We start from the raw sequence: 16043 nt of genomic DNA on the forward strand, positions 1-16043 counted from the left end.
CTCAGCCCCCGAAGTCCAACAACACCTTGCACGACCGGCTTCGGTCCGCCGCCAACTCGAACGCCGACTCCGCCTCGCGTACCGGCACCACCGCACTGACCAGACCGTCGAACGCGGGCTCCACGGCCAGGAGTTGGAGCGCGTCGTCGAACTCCGTGTCGAAGCGGAACGCGCCCCGGAGTTCGATCTCGCGGCTGACGACGAGGTTCCCGGCGAAGGGGCTCTGCCCCGGCGGCAGCATCCCGAGCTGGACGACCACCCCGCCCCGCCGCACGAGCCGCAGGCAGGTGTCGAGTCCCGCCACCACCCCGGACGCCTCGATGGCCACGTCGACCTCCGACGGCCACCCGGAGTCGTCCGGGTCATCGGCCCGTACGACGGTGTCGGCACCGGCCGCGGTGGCGTACCCCAGCGCCGCCGGGAGGAGATCGGTGACCGTGACGTGTGCCGCGCCGGCCGCCTTCGCCGCCGCGACGACCAGGCAGCCGATCGGGCCCGCGCCGGTCACCAGCACCCGGCGTCCGGTCACGTCCCCGGCCCGGCGTACGGCGTGCAGCGCGACGGAGAGCGGCTCGGCGAGGGCGGCCCGGCGCAGCTCCAGGCCTGCCGGGATCGCCCTCAACTGGTCCGCGGGGACGGTGACTTGGGCCGCGAAGCCGCCCTGTACGTGCGGGAAGCGGGCCGCGCTGCCCAGATACGCGGTGTCCCGGCACACGTTGCGCCGACCGTCCGCGCACTCGGGGCACACCCCGCACGGAGTCGCCGGGTGCACGGCAACCGCCGTACCGGGGGCGGGACCTGAGCCTCCGGGGCCGTAGGACACGACCGTGCCGACCACCTCGTGGCCGAGCAGCATCGGTTCCTCGAGGCGGAAGTCGCCGACGCCTCCGTGGCGCCAGTAGTGGAGGTCGGAGCCGCAGACGCCGCCGTAGCGGACGGCGACCAGGGCCTGGCCGGGGCCGGGCTCCGGGACCGTCAACTCCTCGACCCGCAGGTCGTCCTGACCATGAATCACACAACCCAGCATGTCTGGACTCCCGTTCTCTACAGCACGCTCGTCATGCCGCCGTCGACGTACAGCACCTGTCCGCTCACGAAGTCCGCGGCGGGCGACGCCAGGAACAGCACCCCGCCGACCAGGTCCCGTGTGGTGCCCCAGCGGCCGGCGGGGGTGCGCTTCCGGACCCAGGTGCTGAACTCCTCGTCCTGGACGAGGGGTTGGGTCAGTTCCGTCTCGATGTAGCCCGGGCCCAGGCCGTTGACCTGGACGCCGGACGGGCCCCAGTCCGCGCACATGCCCTTGGTGAGCATCTTCAACGCGCCCTTGGTGGCCGCGTAGGGCGCGATGCCGGGGCGGACCACCTCGCTCTGGAGCGAGCAGATGTTGATGATCTTCCCGTGGCCGCGTTCCGTCATCCGCCGGGCCGCCTCACGGCCGACCAGGAACGCGCTGGTGAGGTTGGTGTCGATGATGCGGTGCCAGTCGGAGTCGGTGAACTCAAGGAGTGGGGCGCGCAGTTGCATGCCCGCGTTGTTGACCAGGATGTCCAGCGGCCCGACCCGGTCTTCGATGTCTCTGATCCCGGCGGCTACTGACGGACCGTCGGTCACGTCGAAGGCGGCGGTGTGGACGTCGCCGGACAGTTCGACGGTGGCCTTGGTGAGCCGTTCACCGTCCCGTCCGTTCAGGACGACCGTGCAGCCGGCCTCCAACAGGCCCTGCGCGAGGGCGAGTCCGATGCCCCGGCTGGAACCGGTGACCAGGGCCGTACGGCCACTGATGTCGAAGAGAGGATGACTCATTCCCGTACCCCTAGATCACGAGCGAGAGGAGGAGGACCAGTCCGCCGGCGACCACGGAGATGATCGTCTCCATGACGGACCAGGTCTTGAGGGTCTGGCCGACGCTCAGGCCGAAGTACTCCTTCACCAGCCAGAATCCGGCGTCGTTGACATGGCTGAAGAAGAGTGAGCCCGCGCCGATGGCCAGCACGAGGAGGGCGGTGTGGGCCGACGACATGTCGGCGGCCAGTGGCGCGACCAGACCGGCCGCCGAGATCGTGGCCACCGTCGCCGAACCGGTCGCCAGCCGGATCGCCACAGCGATCAGCCAGGCCAGCAGCAGCGCCGGGATCGACCAGTCCTTGGAGATGTCCAGGATCATCTGGCCGACACCGGAGTCGATCAGCGTCTGCTTGAAGCCGCCGCCCGCGCCGACGATGAGGAGGATGCCCGCGATCGGCATCAGACCCTTCTCGACGGTCGAGGAGAGCCGTTCCTTGGTGAAGCCGGCCGGGCGGCCCAGCGTGAACATCCCGACGATCACGGCCGCGAGCAGCGCGATGAGCGGCGAGCCGATGACGTCGAAGACCCGCTGAACGGTGTGCTCGGGGTCGTCCACGATGATGTCGACGAGCGCCTTGGAGAGCATCAGCACGACCGGCAGCAGGATCGTGGCGAGGGTCGCGCCGAAGCCGGGACGCTTCTCAAGGTCCTCGGAGGGGCGGGCAGGGGTCATGCGCTCGGGCGCCTGGACGTCCACCCAGCGGGCGGCGACCTTCGAGAACAGCGGGCCCGCGATGATCACGGTCGGGATCGCGACCAGCACGCCGAGCGCGAGGGTCAGACCGAGGTTGGCCTTGACCGCGTCGACGGCGACCAGCGGACCGGGGTGCGGCGGGATCAGCCCGTGCATGACCGACAGACCTGCGAGAGCCGGGATGCCGATGCGCATGAGCGAGTAGTTGCCGCGCTTGGCGACCATCAGCACGACCGGGATCAGCAGCACGATGCCGACCTCGAAGAACAGCGGCAGCCCGATCACCGAGGCGATCAGGACCATCGCCCACGGCATCGACCGGGGGCTCGCCTTCGCGAGGATCGTGTCGACGATCTGGTCCGCGCCGCCGGAGTCGGCGAGCAGCTTGCCGAGGATCGCGCCCAGCGCGATCAGCACGCCCACACCGGCGACGGTCGAGCCGAGTCCGGTGGTGAAGCTGACGATGGCCTTGTCCAGCGGCGCCCCGGCGAACGCGCCGAGCGCGAGCGAGCCGATGGTCAGCGCCAGGAAGGCGTGCATCTTGAACTTGGTGATGAGCAGGACGATGACGGCGATGCCCGCCAGTACGGCGATGCCCAGCTGAGCGTGGCCGGCCGAGGTGATGGGCTCGACGGGGTCCGCTGCCAGCATCTCGACGCTGAGTCTGGTCACGGTGGATTCCTTGCGGATACGGAGGGGAGGGGGAGAGGTGCCAGGTAGTACGGGTACCGGGGGCTACGGATACGGTGGGACTACGGGTGCTGGGCGGTCGGTTCGGGGACCTGCTCCAGCGCGGTCGTCGCCCGCTCGGTGATCTGCTCCGGGCTGCCGCTGACGTCCACGGCGACACCCGCCTCGTCGGCCTCCAGCGGCTGGAGCGTCGCGAACTGGGAGTCGAGCAGCGCGGTCGGCATGAAGTGGCCGTGCCGGTGCGCCATCCGGTCCTCGATGAGCGCGCGGTCACCGGTCAGGTGCACGAAGACGACCCCGGGAGCGGCGGCCCGCAGGCGATCGCGGTACGACCGCTTCAGGGCCGAGCTGCTGACGACCCCGCCGAGCCCCGCGCGCCCGTGCGCCCAGGAGCCGATGGCGTCCAGCCAGGGCCACCGGTCCTCGTCCGTCAGCGGGTGCCCGGCCGACATCTTGACGATGTTGGCCTGCGGGTGGAAGTCGTCGCCCTCGGCGTACGGAACGCCGAGCCGGGCCGCGAGCAGGGGACCGATGGTGGTCTTCCCGGTGCCCGCTACGCCCATCACCACGACGACATGGGGGGTACGCATCGCTGCCTCACTGTCTCCGTCGACGACACCTGTTGTCGATCCCACTGAAACCGATTAGGTACGACTAATTCAAGAGTCTGTGACATATAAGTCTGACTTTTTGGTTCCGTGATACGACCCGTACGCTGAGTGCATGACCACTCCGGGCCGCGGGTTGCACGGCCGCGTACTCGACTCCCTCGGTCCCGCCATCACCGCGGGCGAGTACCCACCGGGCAGCGTCCTGCGCACCGACGAGCTCGCCAAGGACTTCGAGGTCTCCCGCTCCGTGATGCGCGAGGCGGTCCGCGTCCTCGAATCCATGCACCTGGTCGAGTCCCGCCGCCGGGTCGGCGTGACCGTACGGCCCAAGGCCGAGTGGAACGTCTACGACCCGCAGGTCATCCGCTGGCGGCTGGCCGGCGCCGACCGCCCGCGGCAACTGCGCTCACTCACGGTGCTGCGCTCCGCCGTCGAGCCGATCGCGGCGGGCCTGGCGGCCAAGTTCGCCACGGCGGAGCAGTGCGCGGAACTCACCGAGTGCGCGATCGGCATGGTGGCCAACTCACGCGGCCACAAACTGGAGGCCTACCTCGTCCACGACGTGGCCTTCCACCGGGTGATCCTGGCCGCCTCCGGCAACGAGATGTTCGCCCGCCTCGGCGATGTCGTCACCGAGGTCCTCGCGGGCCGCACCCATCACGAGGTCATGTTCGAGGACCCCGACCCGGCCGCCGTCACCCTGCACGTCCAGGTCGCGGAGGCGGTCCGCGAGGGCGACGCCCTCCGCGCGGAGACCCTGACCCGGGAGATCACGGTCGGCGCTCTTCAGGAACTGGACATCCTGGCCCCGTAGTCGGGCTAGTCGAGAAACTCCCCGTCGACGTACACCCACGCCCCGTCGACCCGCTCGAACCGGCTCCGCTCATGGATCGCCCCACCCCGGTACGAGGCCCGGAACGTCACGGTCCCCGCCTGGTGGAACGCCGACCCGCCACCCGTCTCCAGGATCTCCAGCCCCGTCCACCGCATCCCCGGGTCGAGGTCGAGCGGTTCGGCGGGCCGGGTCCGCGGATGCCAGGTCCGCAGCAGACAGGGCGCGTCGAGCCGCACGAAGGCGCTGTAGCGGGAGCGCATCAGGGCCTCGGCGGTGGGGGCGGCGGCGGTGCCTGAGTGGTAGCGGCCGCAGCAGTTGTCGTAGGGGGTGGGGAGGCCGCAGGGGCAGGGGGTGGGTGGGGTCATGCGGACCATTGTGCCGGGGTTAGGTGAGCGGTTCCTCGGGGGTGACCCGGAGTGGCAACCGGACGTGGGCGTCCGCCCGAGGATCGGGGAGACGGGTGGTTTCCTTCCCGTGCGTGAGCATCGCGTGGGCCAGGAGTGGTGCTGTCGGGAGTTCGGCAGGAGCTGTGTGCGTGTGCGCGGCGCCGATGAACTGGACGAGAAGGGCACCGGTGACGCGGGTGCCGATCTGGTTCACGAAGCTGGGCGGGAGTGTCCACTCGACTCCCTGGTACAGGGTCTCGTCGACGGTGTCGTGGACTCTCCTGACGTACCACTCGTCGTTCTGTATCTGGGGTGCGCTGCGTGCGTTCAGATGGGCGCCTATGGACGCCACCGCGTTGAGGTCCGGAAAGGCGGGAGAGCCGGTCAGGCCAGCTGTAACGGCCCCCAATATGGGTCCGGCCACCTGCAGGTCCCTGGCCAGCGTGTCCCGCCACGCCCGCTCCTCCTGCACCGGCGGCAGGTGGTACACGACGGCCTGGAGATCCTTCACTCGCCAGTCGCCCTCGGCCGGGAACAGCAGGGTGACCTCCATGCGCCGGGCGTCCCTCGAGTACCCGAGCGTCCAGACGTACAGATAGGCCGTGAAGGGGTGCGCCTCATCCGAGTCCGTGGCGAGGATCCGCTCCAGCGGGATGGACCGCGGCTCGGTCTCCCCGTAGACCTCCAGCCACTCACCCGTCTCCGCGAGACCCCGGCTCCATGCGGCTCCCATGACCTCACCCCCGTGAAGCCACTTGATACTCCGTCAGTTCCCCACGCGCAACGGAGCCGACAACTCAGACCGCGATCCCCGTCTCCGCCGAAGGCATAGGAGGCAACCGTGTCCCATAGACCCACGCGTCGAAGAGCTGATCCAACGGCTCGGAAGTGAACCGGGACGCATGGGACGTGAACGTAGCCGTCGTCACCGTGCCGTTGCGGTGCTGGTTGGCCCAGCCGCGCAGCATACGGAAGAACGCGATGTCGCCCAGCGCGCAGCGCACCGCGTGGACGGTGACGCCGCCGCGTTCGTAGAGGCGGTCGTCGAACATCGACTTGCGGCCGGGGTCGGCGAGCCGCAGGTCCTGCGGGAGCGTGGCGAGCAACCGGTGCGCGGCGGCGGCGTGTTGGTGGGCCGTACGGCCGCCGGAGCGCTCGGACCACAGCCACTCCGCGTACTTGGCGAAGCCCTCGTTCAGCCAGATGTGCCGCCAGTCCGCGATGGACACGCTGTTGCCGAACCACTGGTGGGCCAGTTCGTGTGCGACCAGTCGCTCCGAACCCCGGGCCCCGTCAACGTGGTTGGCGCCGAACAGCGACAACCCCTGTGCCTCGACAGGGACATCGAGTTCCTCCTCCGTCACCACGACCGCGTACTCGTCGAAGGGGTACGGCCCGAACAGGTCCTGGAAGAGGTCCATCATCGCGGGCTGTCGCGCGAAGTCCCTTGAGAACTCAGGGAGTAGGTCCGACGGGATGTGCCCGTGCTGCGGGACGCCGCCGAGTCCGGGGTCGCCCAGCAGCACCGTCTGGTACTTGCCGATCGACAGGCCGACCAGATAACTCGACGTCGGCGCCGACTGCTCGTACACCCAAGTGGTCGTGGAAGCCTTGGTCGTTCGGGTCAGGAGCCTGCCGCCCGCCACCACCGCGTACGCGGACGGCGTGGTGATCGAGATCTGGTACGACGCCTTGTCCGCGGGCCGGTCGTTGCACGGGTACCAGGACGGCGCCCCGATCGGCTGGCTCGCCACCAGCGCCCCGTCGGTCAACTCCTCCCAGCCGAGCCCGCCCCAGGGACTGGCGACCGGCTTGGGGTTGCCCGACCAGTGCACCTCGACGGTGAACGCGGCTCCGGCCCGCAGCGGCTTCGCGGGCCGGACGCGGAGTCGGCCGCCGCGGTGCGTGTAGTGCGGCTGGCGACCGTCCACGCGGATCCGGCCGATCTTGAAGTCACCCAGGTTCAGCTGGAATTCGGGCAGCGGCGCACGGCCCGCTATGGCGTTGATACGGGCCGTGCCGGAGAGACGGTTCGGGCCGGGGCGGTAGTCCAGCGCCAGCTCATAGCGGTGCACCCGGTAGCGGGCATCGCCGTTTGCCGGGAAATACGGGTCCGGACCTGCCGCCTGCTGAACGGTCACTGCTGCGTCTGCTCCCTGCGCTGTGCTCGTATCTCGTACCCGTGCACCGCCCTCCGAAGCCGACGCCGCGTGACCTGTGTTCAGGATCGCCATGACTCGATCGGATTGCCCAGCCAGCGGGTGTCGTCCGGGACGGACTCCGCCGCCATCACCAGCGATGCGGGGCCCAGAGTGGTGCGCGCCCCGACCTCACTGCCGGGCAGGACGATTCCGCCAGGACCCAGCGTCGCGCCCTCACGGAGGACCACAGTATCCGTCCGCAAGATCCGGTCGTGGAAGAGGTGGGTCTGGAGCACACAGCCGCGGTTCACCGTGGAGGCGTCCTCCAAGGTCACCAGGTCGGTCTCGGGCAGCCAGTAGCTCTCCACCCAGACACCCTTGCCGATGTGCGCACCGAGCCCGCGCAGCCAGGCCGTCAGCACCGGAGTACCCGGCACCGACCCGGCCAGCCACGGCACCGCGACGACCTCGACGAAGGTGTCCGCCAGCTCGTTGCGCCACACGTATCCGCTCCACAGCGGGTGCTCGGCACCCCGGTGCCGCCCCACGAGCAGCCACTTGGCCACGATCGAGACCAGCCCGGCGAGCGCACCCACCGACAGCAGCACGAGCCCCGACAGCAGCGGCGCCCACGCACCCAGCGCACACAGCGCGGCCACCGTCAGCACGGCCAGCGCCGCCGAGCAGAACACCGGCACGATCCGGCACAGCTCCACCAGCCCGCGCGCCCACAGCAGCCGGGCCGGCGGGTCGTACGTCCGGCTCTGGTCGCCGCCGCTCGTGCTGCGCGGCAGCTTCACCGGCGGCAGCCCCAGGTACGACGTGCCCTTCTTCGCCTTCTTCGGCGTCGCCGACAGCACCCCGACGAGCCCGCCGTCCGGCACGCTCCGCCCGGGCGCGGTCATCCCGGAGTTCCCGAGGAACGCCCGCCGACCGATCTCGGCCCGCCCGATCCGCATCCAGCCGCCACCGAGTTCGTACGGCGCGGTCAACGTGTCGTCGGCCAGGAACGCGCCCTCACCGACCGTGGTCAGGCTCGGCAGCGCGAGCACGGTCGACACCTCGGCGCCGCGCCCGATCCGCATCCCGAGCAACCGCAGCCACACCGGCGTGGCCAGCCCGGCGTACAGCGGGAACAGGGTCTCGCGGGAGAGGTCCATCAGCTGTGTCACGGTCCACGCCTGCCAGCCGATGCGGCTGTGCGTGGGGTGCGTACCCTCGCGCAGTCCCAGGCTGAGCAGCCGTACACCGATCAGGATCAGCAGCGCGTACGTCAGCCCGAAGGCGAGCGTCGCCGGGACCAGGGCCAGGGACGCGCCCCGCAGGGCCTCGCCGAGACCGTCGCCCGATGCCACGAACAGGCTGGTCACCAGGAGCGCGACGGCGCCCGCGACCACCGGCAGCATGGTGAGCGCGAAGCCCGTCAGGCCGTACATCACGCGCCAGTACGTGCCCCGCTGCGGGCGCTGTTTGGGCCAGTTGTGCTTGGCCTTGCCGAGCTTGACGGCGGGCGCGCCCGCCCAGCGCTGGCCGGTCGGGACCGTGCCGGTGACGGCCGAACCCGGTGCCACCTCGGCCCGCTTGCCCACCCGGGCGCCGGGGAACAGCATGCTGCGCGTGCCGACGACGGCGTGCGCGCCGACCTTGGTCGGGCCGATCTCCAGACGGTCGCCGTCCAGCCAGTAGCCGGACAGGTCCACCTCGGACTCGACGGCGGCACCGCGGCCCAGCTTGAGCATGCCGGTGACCGGCGGGAGCGAGTGCAGGTCGACGTCCGGGCCGACCTTGGCGCCCAGCGCACGTGCGTACCGCTCCAGCCAGGAGCCCGTCAGCGCGGTCGCCCCGCTGAACTCCGCCAGCCGCTCCGCCGCCCACAGCCGCAGGTGGACGCTGCCACCACGGTCGTAGCGTCCCGGCTTCACGCCACGCAGCAGCAGGCGTGCGCCGCCCGCGGAGATCGCGAGTCGGCCGGGCGGGCTGAAGAGCAGCAGGGCCCCGGCGGCGACCAGCCACCAGGAGGCGGTGGGCAGCCAGGCGTAGCCGCCGAGTACGTTGCCGAGGGCGGCCAGTGCCACCGTCCAGCGCAGGCCGACCAGGGTGAACAGGGGGACCAGCGCGAGGAGTTGGATCACCTTGGCGCGGGTCGGGACCGGCGCGATCACGCGTGCCGTGCCGTCGCCCTGCGCCGAGTCCTCCAGATGCCGGGCCAGCTTGCGCAGGGTCGGCTGCTGGTAGATGTCGAGGACGGCCGCGCTCGGGTAGCGGGTGCGCAGCCGGGTGGTGAGCTGGGCGGCGGCCAGGCTGCCGCCGCCGATCGCGAAGAAGTCGTCGGAGGCGGTGCTCACGGGGATGCCCAGCACCTCGGCCCACTGCTCGGCGAGCCAGGCCTCCGTGCCGTAGAGCTGCTCCTTGGCGCCACCGGTCTCCAGGCCTTCGAGCGGCCAGGGCAGTGCGTTGCGGTCCACCTTGCCGGAGGTGCGGGTCGGGAGGTCCTCGACCGGCGCGATCAACGGCACGAGGGCGGCGGGCAGTTCGGCCCGCAGCTTCTCGACGGCGGCGGCCTGGTCCCAGCCCTCCTGCGTGACGACGTAGCCGACGAGAAGTTGGTTGCCGCTGCGGGCAGTTCGTACGGCGGCAGCCGCGCCCGCGACTCCGGGCAGGGCCTGGAGGGCCGCGTCGACCTCGCCGAGTTCGATCCGGCGTCCGCCGAGCTTGATCTGCTCGTCGGCACGGCCGAGGAAAATCAGGCCCTCGGGCTCGGCCTTGACCAAGTCACCGCTGCGGTAAGCCCGTTCCCATCCCAACGACTCGAGAGGCGCGTACTTCTCCGCGTCCTTCTCGGGGTCGAGATAGCGAGCGAGACCGACCCCGCCGATCACCAACTGGCCGCTGCCGCCCATCGGTACGGGCACCCCGGCCTCGTCGACGACGGCCAACTCCCAGCCGTTCAGGGGGAGTCCGATACGGATCGGCTCGTCGCCGGTCATCAGGGAGGCGCAGGCCACGACGGTCGCCTCGGTCGGCCCGTAGGTGTTCCAGACCTCGCGGCCCTCGGTGACGAGGCGCTGCACCAGCTCGGGCGGGCAGGCCTCACCGCCGAAGATCAGCAGGCGTACGTCGTTGAGCGCCTCCGGCTCCCAGAGGGAGGCCAGGGTCGGCACGGTCGAGACGACGCTGATGTCCTGGTCCACCAGCCAGGGGCCGAGGTCGGCGCCGCTGCGGACCTGGGAGCGGGGGACGGGCACCAGGCAGGCGCCGTAGCGCCAGGCGAGCCACATCTCCTCGCAGGACGCGTCGAAGGCGACGGACAGCCCCGCCATGACCCTGTCACCCGGACCGATGGGGTCGTCGGTGAGGAACAGGGCCGCCTCGGCGTCCACGAAGGCCGCCGCGCTGCGGTGGGTGACGGCGACGCCCTTGGGCTTGCCGGTGGAGCCGGAGGTGAAGATGATCCACGCGTCCTGCTCGACACCGGGCCGTGCGGCCGGGACGTCACTGTGCCCGAGCACGGTCAGCGCGTGCTCGGCGCCGATGACGGCCCGCACGTCGGCCTCGCCGAACACCAGCTCGGCCCGCTCGTCCGGGTCCTCGGCGTCCACGGGGACGTAGGCGGCACCGGCGGCGAGTACGGCGAGGATCGCGATGTAGAGGTCGTTCGTCCCGGATGGGACGCGCACACCGACGCGGTCACCGAGGCCGACACCGGCCGCGGCCAGGGTGCGGCGCAGGGTCTCGACCTCGACGGCGAGTGCGCGGTAGGTGAGGCGGACGGTGCCGTCGTCCAGGGCGAGCTCGTCGGGATACGACCGCACGGACGCGTCGAAAACGTCGACAAGCGTGCGGGCCGAGGCGGCGGGCGCCGCGGAGAATCGTGCCGTATCGCCGAACTGTGTGCGGATCTCTTCGTCAAGCCCGAGAGCACTGCTCTCGTGTATGGCTGCCATCGGTCCTCGCGTCTCGAACCCGGTAACTTCCGGGGTGCTGGCGGGCCCGCAGGTATGCCTGGGGTTGTCCGGCTCCAGCTCCGTTCCGTAACAAGCCGGAAATTTTAGTACGACGCTAGGCGCCCCGCCTGCCGACGGCCACTCGGGGGAGCCGAACGGGGGCGCTCCGTGAGCGTCCGGCAACGCTCTGACCTGGTGATCTTCGGGTCGGGGGAGACATCCCCCACAAAACCGGCGAGGGCCGCGACCTGAGTGGTCGCGGCCCTCGCCTGCGATGTGTCCGAGGGGGGACTTGAACCCCCACGCCCGATAAAGGGCACTAGCACCTCAAGCTAGCGCGTCTGCCATTCCGCCACCCGGACAAGGTGTTTGTCGCGCGTGGTTTCCCCGCGGCGACGAAGGAAACATTACCAGGCTTCCGGGGGTGGCCGATCACCCCCTGTTCCCACCCCCGTCCCGCGTGAACGGCGTGTGACGGGCCTGGACGGGGCTTGGGTGCGACCGGCCGGAGAGAGAGGATGAGGGGGAACCGCCGGCAGTGACAGCAGTGGGAGGAAGCAGCGTGAGCGACACGGACACGGCCAAGGGCGTCACCGGTGAGGACGAGGTCGTGGACCTCTGCCGCGAGCTGATCCGGATCGACACCAGCAACTACGGCGACCACTCGGGGCCGGGGGAGCGCAAGGCGGCCGAGTACGTCGCCGAGCAGCTCGCCGAGGTGGGCCTCGAACCGCAGATCTTCGAGTCGCACCCCGGACGCGCCTCCACGGTCGCCCGGATCGAGGGCACGGACCCCTCCCGGCCCGCGCTCCTCATCCACGGCCACCTGGACGTCGTACCGGCGAACGCGGCGGACTGGACCCACCACCCCTTCTCCGGCGAGGTCGCCGACGGGTGCGTGTGGGGGCGCGGCGCGGTCGACATGAAGGACATGGACGCGATGACCCTGGCGGTCGTCCGCGACCGGCTGCGCAGCGGGCGCCGGCCTCCGCGCGACATCGTCGTCGCGTTCCTCGCGGACGAGGAGGCGGGCGGTACGTACGGGGCGCGCCACCTCGTCGACAACCACCCCGAGCTGTTCGACGGCGTCACCGAGGGCATCAGCGAGGTCGGCGGGTTCTCGTTCACGGTGAGCGAGGAGCGGCGGCTCTATCTGATCCAGACGGCCGAGAAGGGCATGCACTGGCTGAAGCTGACCGTCGCCGGTACGGCCGGGCACGGGTCGATGATCCACCGGGACAACGCGATCACCGAGCTGTCCGAGGCGGTCGCCCGGGTGGGCCGGCACAAGTTCCCGGTGCGGGTCACCAAGACGACGCGGGCCTTCCTCGACGAACTCGGCGACGCGCTCGGCACCCCGCTCGACCCGGAGGACATGGAGTCGACCCTCAAGCGGCTCGGCGGCATCGCCAAGCTGATCGGCGCGACGCTCAGCAACACCGCCAACCCGACGCAGCTGAACGCCGGTTACAAGGTCAACGTCATCCCCGGCGAGGCCACCGCGAACATCGACGGGCGGTTCCTGCCGGGCCACGAGGAGGAGTTCCTCGCCGACCTCGACCGGATCCTCGGCCCGAAGGTCAAGCGCGAGGACGTGCACTCCGACAAGGCGCTGGAGACCTCCTTCGACGGCCCCCTGGTCGAGGCCATGCAGTCCTCGCTGCTCGCCGAGGACCCGACCGCGAAGGCCGTCCCGTACATGCTCTCCGGCGGTACGGACGCCAAGTCCTTCGACGACCTGGGCATCCGCGGCTTCGGCTTCGCCCCGCTCAAGCTGCCGCCGGAGCTGGACTTCGCGGGCATGTTCCACGGGGTCGACGAGCGGGTGCCGGTGGAAGGGCTGAAGTTCGGGGTGCGGGTGCTGGACCGGTTCATCGACGCGTCGTGAAGGCGTACAGCACGCGTTGACGGCGGTAATCGACCGCGTGTGCGGAGGCGACCTGGACGAGTGAATGTGCTCATAAGCTCGTAGCTCCATTACTCCCTCCTCGTTACAGGTGATGCGATCGGCAACACGAGATCGCTTTTGCCAACAAGGAGGAATAATGATCAAGAAGGTCGTCGCCGCTGCGGCTGCCACCGGTGGCCTGGTTCTCGCGGGAGCGGGCCTGGCCGTCGCCGACTCGGGTGCCCAGGGTGCCGCCGTGCACTCCCCGGGTGTCGTTTCCGGCAACGTCATCCAGGTGCCCGTGCACGTCCCGGTGAACGTGTGCGGCAACACGATCTCGGTGATCGGTCTGCTGAACCCCGCCTTCGGCAACACCTGCGTCAACAAGTGACGTCGCCCCTCTGAGGGGTGACCACGTCCTCGGCCCCGGAGCGCGCGCCATGCGCTCCGGGGCCGACGGTCTTTGCGCGAGAAATCGATCGACAGGTCGAGTGATGGGCTGAGCGATAGGCCGAGTGACAGGTCAATCGACAGGCCGATCGAGAAGTCGCGCGAGGAATTTCAGTCAGGAATGAAGGCAGGGGGGAATTCAGCAATGCGACAGGTCACTCGAAAGAGCTTGATGACCGTGGCGGCCGCGACCGGGGTGATCGCCGCCGCGAGCGGTGTCGCCCACGCGGACTCGGGCGCCGTCGGCTCCACTTCGGACTCGCCCGGCGTACTGTCCGGCAACACCGTGCAGGCACCGGTGCATGTGCCGGTCAACGTCTGCGGCAACACCGTCAACGTGATCGGGATCCTCAACCCGGCGGTCGGCAACAAGTGCGGCAACCAGGGCGGGGGTAGCGCCGGCGGCAGCGGTCATGGGAGCGGTCATGGCAGCGGCCACGGCAGTGGTCATGGCTCGTCGGGCGGTGGGTACGGCGACGGCGGTGGCTACGGTTCGGGCGGCAACGGCGGTGGTTACGGCTCCGGTGGCTCCGCCGGCCATGGCGGTTCCGGCGGACACGGCGCGCACGGCGGCTCAGGTGGCGCGCACGCGGGCGGACACGCCTCCGGCTCGCCCGGTGTCGGCTCCGGCAACCACGTCCAGGTACCGATCGACGTGCCGGTGAACGTGTGCGGCAACAGCGTCGACGTCATCGGCATCGGCAACGCCGCCACCGGCAACGACTGTGCCAACGGGGGGAGTTGGAACGGCGGCGGCCACGACCACGGGACGCCTCCGGGCGGCGGGGGTCACCATGGCGGCGGAGGCCATCACGGTGGTGGCGGTGACCATCACGGCGGTGGCGGGGGTCACAACGGTGGTGGCGGTGACCATCACGGGGGCGGTGGCGGTCACCACGGTGGTGGCGGAGGCCATCACGGGGGCGGTCACCATGGTGGTGGCGATCACGGCGGTGGCGGTCACCATGGTGGTGGCGGTGGTCATCACGGGGGCGGCGGCCACCACGGCACCCCTCCGGGCGGAGGCCACGGGACGACCCCGCCCGGGACGCCGGGCACCCCGGGCCACCCCGGGACTCCGGGCCACCCGGGCACACCTGGTCACCCCGGTTCGCCGGGCGGTACCACTCCGATCAAGGGCGTTCACACGCCGACCGGTTCCGCGCATGTGAACCAGCCCGGTGCGCAGTCCGGTGCCCGGTCCGCCGTCTCGTCCCAGGGCGGCCCGCAACTCGCGCACACCGGCAGCGACCTGCCGCTGGGCCTCGCCCTGCCGGTCGGCGCCGGCGCGATGCTCGCGGGCGCGGTGCTGTACCGCAAGGCGCGCGCCTCGATGTGACTCCCGGGCACATGTGATCTGCGCGACGGAGGGGCCCCGCACTGTCGGGGCCCGCTCCGTTTCGCCCGGCTCAGCTCACCACGTCGCGCGTACCTGGCGGATGATCCGCCGGCGCAGCCGCACCCTGCGACTGCCGTCCCGCAACAGGCTCAGTCGGTCCAATTCCCAGTGTCCGTACTCGGCATGGTCCGTCAGCAGACGTGTGGCGTCCTTGCGGGAGACCCCGCGCGGTACGTACACGTCGACAAATTCGTATTCCGGCATCGCATCTATTGTGCGGGCAGAGCCCCGGTACGGATAGCGTCTGCACTATGTCTGATGCTGCGCAGCCCACCGCTGCCGAGGTACGCGCCGCCGCCGAGGCGGTCAAGACCGCGCTCGACCGCCACCTGGCCGCGGTCGAAGGCCGGTCGGGGGAGGACGACCCGGCCGTCTACGAGGCGTTCAACCAGCTCGCCGCGGCCGCCGAGGTCTACGACGAGCTGCTCTACGACCGTTATGACGAGGTCACGCCTTTCGAGATCCCCGGTACCGACGACTCCCTGCCGCCGTACACCGGCCCCGAGGAGCCGAACGCGGTGAGCGTGCTGATCCGCCGTGACTACGCCGTGGCGGAGCCGCAGCGGCTGCTGGCCCAGGCGCAGCGGGTCGAGGCGGCGGTCGGCGACGGCACGGGCACGGAGGCCTCCGCCACGATCCACGGTGCGCTCGGCATCCTCTTCGACGAGTTCGAGGCGGACGAGATCGCCTCCCGGCCCAAGGAGTTCGGCCTGGAGGAGGGCGACTCCACGCTGTGGGTGACCGCCGCCGACGAGGCGGCCGAACCGGGCGCCTGGCTGGAGGCCCCTTTCGAGGGGGTCGATCCGCAGCGGGTGGTGTGCCGCTTCGACGTCAGCGCGGTCTTCGACGACGAGATCGACGACGAACTGGACGACCTCGACGAGGTGGACGAGCCCGGAGCCGAGATCGAGGACGTGATCGAGGACGAACTCGATCCCGACCTGGACGCGGATCTCGACGAGGACGAGGACCTGGAGGCGTTGGAAGCGGACCGCTGAGCGGCACCGCGCCCCGCTGTTGAGACGACGGACGGGGGGGGGGGCGGCGGGGGGCGCCCCCCCCCCCCCCCCCCCCCGGGGGCCGGCCCCCCCCCCCAAACACCGTGAACCCACCCCGGGGGCCGGACCCCCGCGGGGGCTGGGACAAACAGTACCAGGGCC

General features: G+C 70.7%; 14 protein-coding genes and 1 tRNA gene. 5 read left to right on the forward strand and 10 right to left on the reverse strand.

Going from position 1 to position 16043, the window contains the following annotated elements:
* Position 1: 1 nt before the first annotated feature.
* The 4 genes from ACIRRY_RS27130 to ACIRRY_RS27145 form a co-directional block, all read right to left on the reverse strand.
* Positions 2-1027, reverse strand: coding sequence for an L-idonate 5-dehydrogenase (locus ACIRRY_RS27130; RefSeq protein WP_403977265.1), 1026 nt, complete (start codon positions 1025-1027; stop codon positions 2-4).
* Positions 1028-1044: 17 nt separating this feature from the next.
* The gene (locus tag ACIRRY_RS27135; RefSeq protein ID WP_403977267.1) at positions 1045-1803 is read right to left on the reverse strand and encodes an SDR family oxidoreductase; all 759 of its coding nucleotides are present in this window, start codon (positions 1801-1803) and stop codon (positions 1045-1047) included.
* A gap of 10 nt (positions 1804-1813) precedes the next feature.
* A complete protein-coding gene (locus ACIRRY_RS27140) occupies positions 1814-3211 on the reverse strand; it encodes a gluconate:H+ symporter (protein WP_403977269.1) in 1398 nt (465 codons plus the stop codon).
* 80 nt (positions 3212-3291) lie between these two features.
* Entirely contained in the window at positions 3292-3819 is a 528-nt protein-coding gene (locus ACIRRY_RS27145) for a gluconokinase (protein WP_403977271.1), read from the reverse strand.
* 133 nt (positions 3820-3952) lie between these two features.
* Between ACIRRY_RS27145 and ACIRRY_RS27150 the strand changes: the two genes are divergently transcribed.
* On the forward strand, positions 3953-4654 hold the full coding sequence (locus ACIRRY_RS27150) for a FadR/GntR family transcriptional regulator (RefSeq protein ID WP_403977273.1): 702 nt from the start codon (positions 3953-3955) through the stop codon (positions 4652-4654).
* A gap of 5 nt (positions 4655-4659) precedes the next feature.
* Here ACIRRY_RS27150 and ACIRRY_RS27155 read toward each other — a convergent pair whose 3' ends face one another.
* From ACIRRY_RS27155 to ACIRRY_RS27175, 5 genes are all read right to left on the reverse strand, one after another.
* Entirely contained in the window at positions 4660-5040 is a 381-nt protein-coding gene (locus ACIRRY_RS27155; protein ID WP_403977275.1) for a YchJ family protein, read from the reverse strand.
* A gap of 19 nt (positions 5041-5059) precedes the next feature.
* Positions 5060-5794 carry a hypothetical protein gene (locus ACIRRY_RS27160; RefSeq protein ID WP_403977277.1) on the reverse strand — a complete coding sequence of 245 codons (735 nt, stop codon included), beginning with the start codon at positions 5792-5794 and terminating at the stop codon, positions 5060-5062.
* Between the two features lie 64 nt (positions 5795-5858).
* Entirely contained in the window at positions 5859-7202 is a 1344-nt protein-coding gene (locus ACIRRY_RS27165; protein ID WP_403977279.1) for a M1 family metallopeptidase, read from the reverse strand.
* Between the two features lie 80 nt (positions 7203-7282).
* Positions 7283-11146, reverse strand: a complete 3864-nt coding sequence (locus tag ACIRRY_RS27170; protein WP_403977281.1) for a Pls/PosA family non-ribosomal peptide synthetase — start codon at positions 11144-11146, stop codon at positions 7283-7285.
* A 277-nt stretch (positions 11147-11423) separates the two neighbouring features.
* Positions 11424-11508: transfer RNA gene (locus ACIRRY_RS27175), tRNA-Leu, on the reverse strand.
* A gap of 200 nt (positions 11509-11708) precedes the next feature.
* Here ACIRRY_RS27175 and ACIRRY_RS27180 point away from each other — a divergent pair.
* From ACIRRY_RS27180 to ACIRRY_RS27190, 3 genes are all read left to right on the forward strand, one after another.
* Entirely contained in the window at positions 11709-13034 is a 1326-nt protein-coding gene (locus ACIRRY_RS27180) for a M20/M25/M40 family metallo-hydrolase (protein ID WP_403977284.1), read from the forward strand.
* 157 nt (positions 13035-13191) lie between these two features.
* Positions 13192-13425 (forward strand): chaplin ChpH, encoded by a 234-nt coding sequence (gene chpH / locus ACIRRY_RS27185; RefSeq protein ID WP_019059153.1) that lies wholly within the window; start codon positions 13192-13194, stop codon positions 13423-13425.
* Between the two features lie 204 nt (positions 13426-13629).
* The gene (locus tag ACIRRY_RS27190) at positions 13630-14823 is read left to right on the forward strand and encodes a chaplin (RefSeq protein ID WP_403977286.1); all 1194 of its coding nucleotides are present in this window, start codon (positions 13630-13632) and stop codon (positions 14821-14823) included.
* 75 nt (positions 14824-14898) lie between these two features.
* Here ACIRRY_RS27190 and ACIRRY_RS27195 read toward each other — a convergent pair whose 3' ends face one another.
* Entirely contained in the window at positions 14899-15087 is a 189-nt protein-coding gene (locus ACIRRY_RS27195; protein ID WP_005485166.1) for a DUF5703 family protein, read from the reverse strand.
* Positions 15088-15134: 47 nt separating this feature from the next.
* Between ACIRRY_RS27195 and ACIRRY_RS27200 the strand changes: the two genes are divergently transcribed.
* Positions 15135-15881 carry a hypothetical protein gene (locus ACIRRY_RS27200; RefSeq protein WP_403977288.1) on the forward strand — a complete coding sequence of 249 codons (747 nt, stop codon included), beginning with the start codon at positions 15135-15137 and terminating at the stop codon, positions 15879-15881.
* Positions 15882-16043: the final 162 nt, after the last annotated feature.

This window comes from Streptomyces sp. NPDC101776 (genome assembly GCF_044766845.1).
Taxonomy (GTDB): Bacteria; Actinomycetota; Actinomycetes; order Streptomycetales; family Streptomycetaceae; genus Streptomyces.

Coding starts and splice junctions, on each gene's coding strand:
- ACIRRY_RS27130 (WP_403977265.1), bottom strand. CDS start 1,027: ATGCTGGGTTGTGTGATTCATGGTCAGGACGACCTGCGGGTCGAGGAG.
- ACIRRY_RS27135 (WP_403977267.1), bottom strand. CDS start 1,803: ATGAGTCATCCTCTCTTCGACATCAGTGGCCGTACGGCCCTGGTCACC.
- ACIRRY_RS27145 (WP_403977271.1), bottom strand. CDS start 3,819: ATGCGTACCCCCCATGTCGTCGTGGTGATGGGCGTAGCGGGCACCGGG.
- ACIRRY_RS27150 (WP_403977273.1), top strand. CDS start 3,953: ATGACCACTCCGGGCCGCGGGTTGCACGGCCGCGTACTCGACTCCCTC.
- ACIRRY_RS27155 (WP_403977275.1), bottom strand. CDS start 5,040: ATGACCCCACCCACCCCCTGCCCCTGCGGCCTCCCCACCCCCTACGAC.
- ACIRRY_RS27160 (WP_403977277.1), bottom strand. CDS start 5,794: ATGGGAGCCGCATGGAGCCGGGGTCTCGCGGAGACGGGTGAGTGGCTG.
- ACIRRY_RS27170 (WP_403977281.1), bottom strand. CDS start 11,146: ATGGCAGCCATACACGAGAGCAGTGCTCTCGGGCTTGACGAAGAGATC.
- chpH (WP_019059153.1), top strand. CDS start 13,192: ATGATCAAGAAGGTCGTCGCCGCTGCGGCTGCCACCGGTGGCCTGGTT.
- ACIRRY_RS27190 (WP_403977286.1), top strand. CDS start 13,630: ATGCGACAGGTCACTCGAAAGAGCTTGATGACCGTGGCGGCCGCGACC.
- ACIRRY_RS27195 (WP_005485166.1), bottom strand. CDS start 15,087: ATGCCGGAATACGAATTTGTCGACGTGTACGTACCGCGCGGGGTCTCC.
- ACIRRY_RS27200 (WP_403977288.1), top strand. CDS start 15,135: ATGTCTGATGCTGCGCAGCCCACCGCTGCCGAGGTACGCGCCGCCGCC.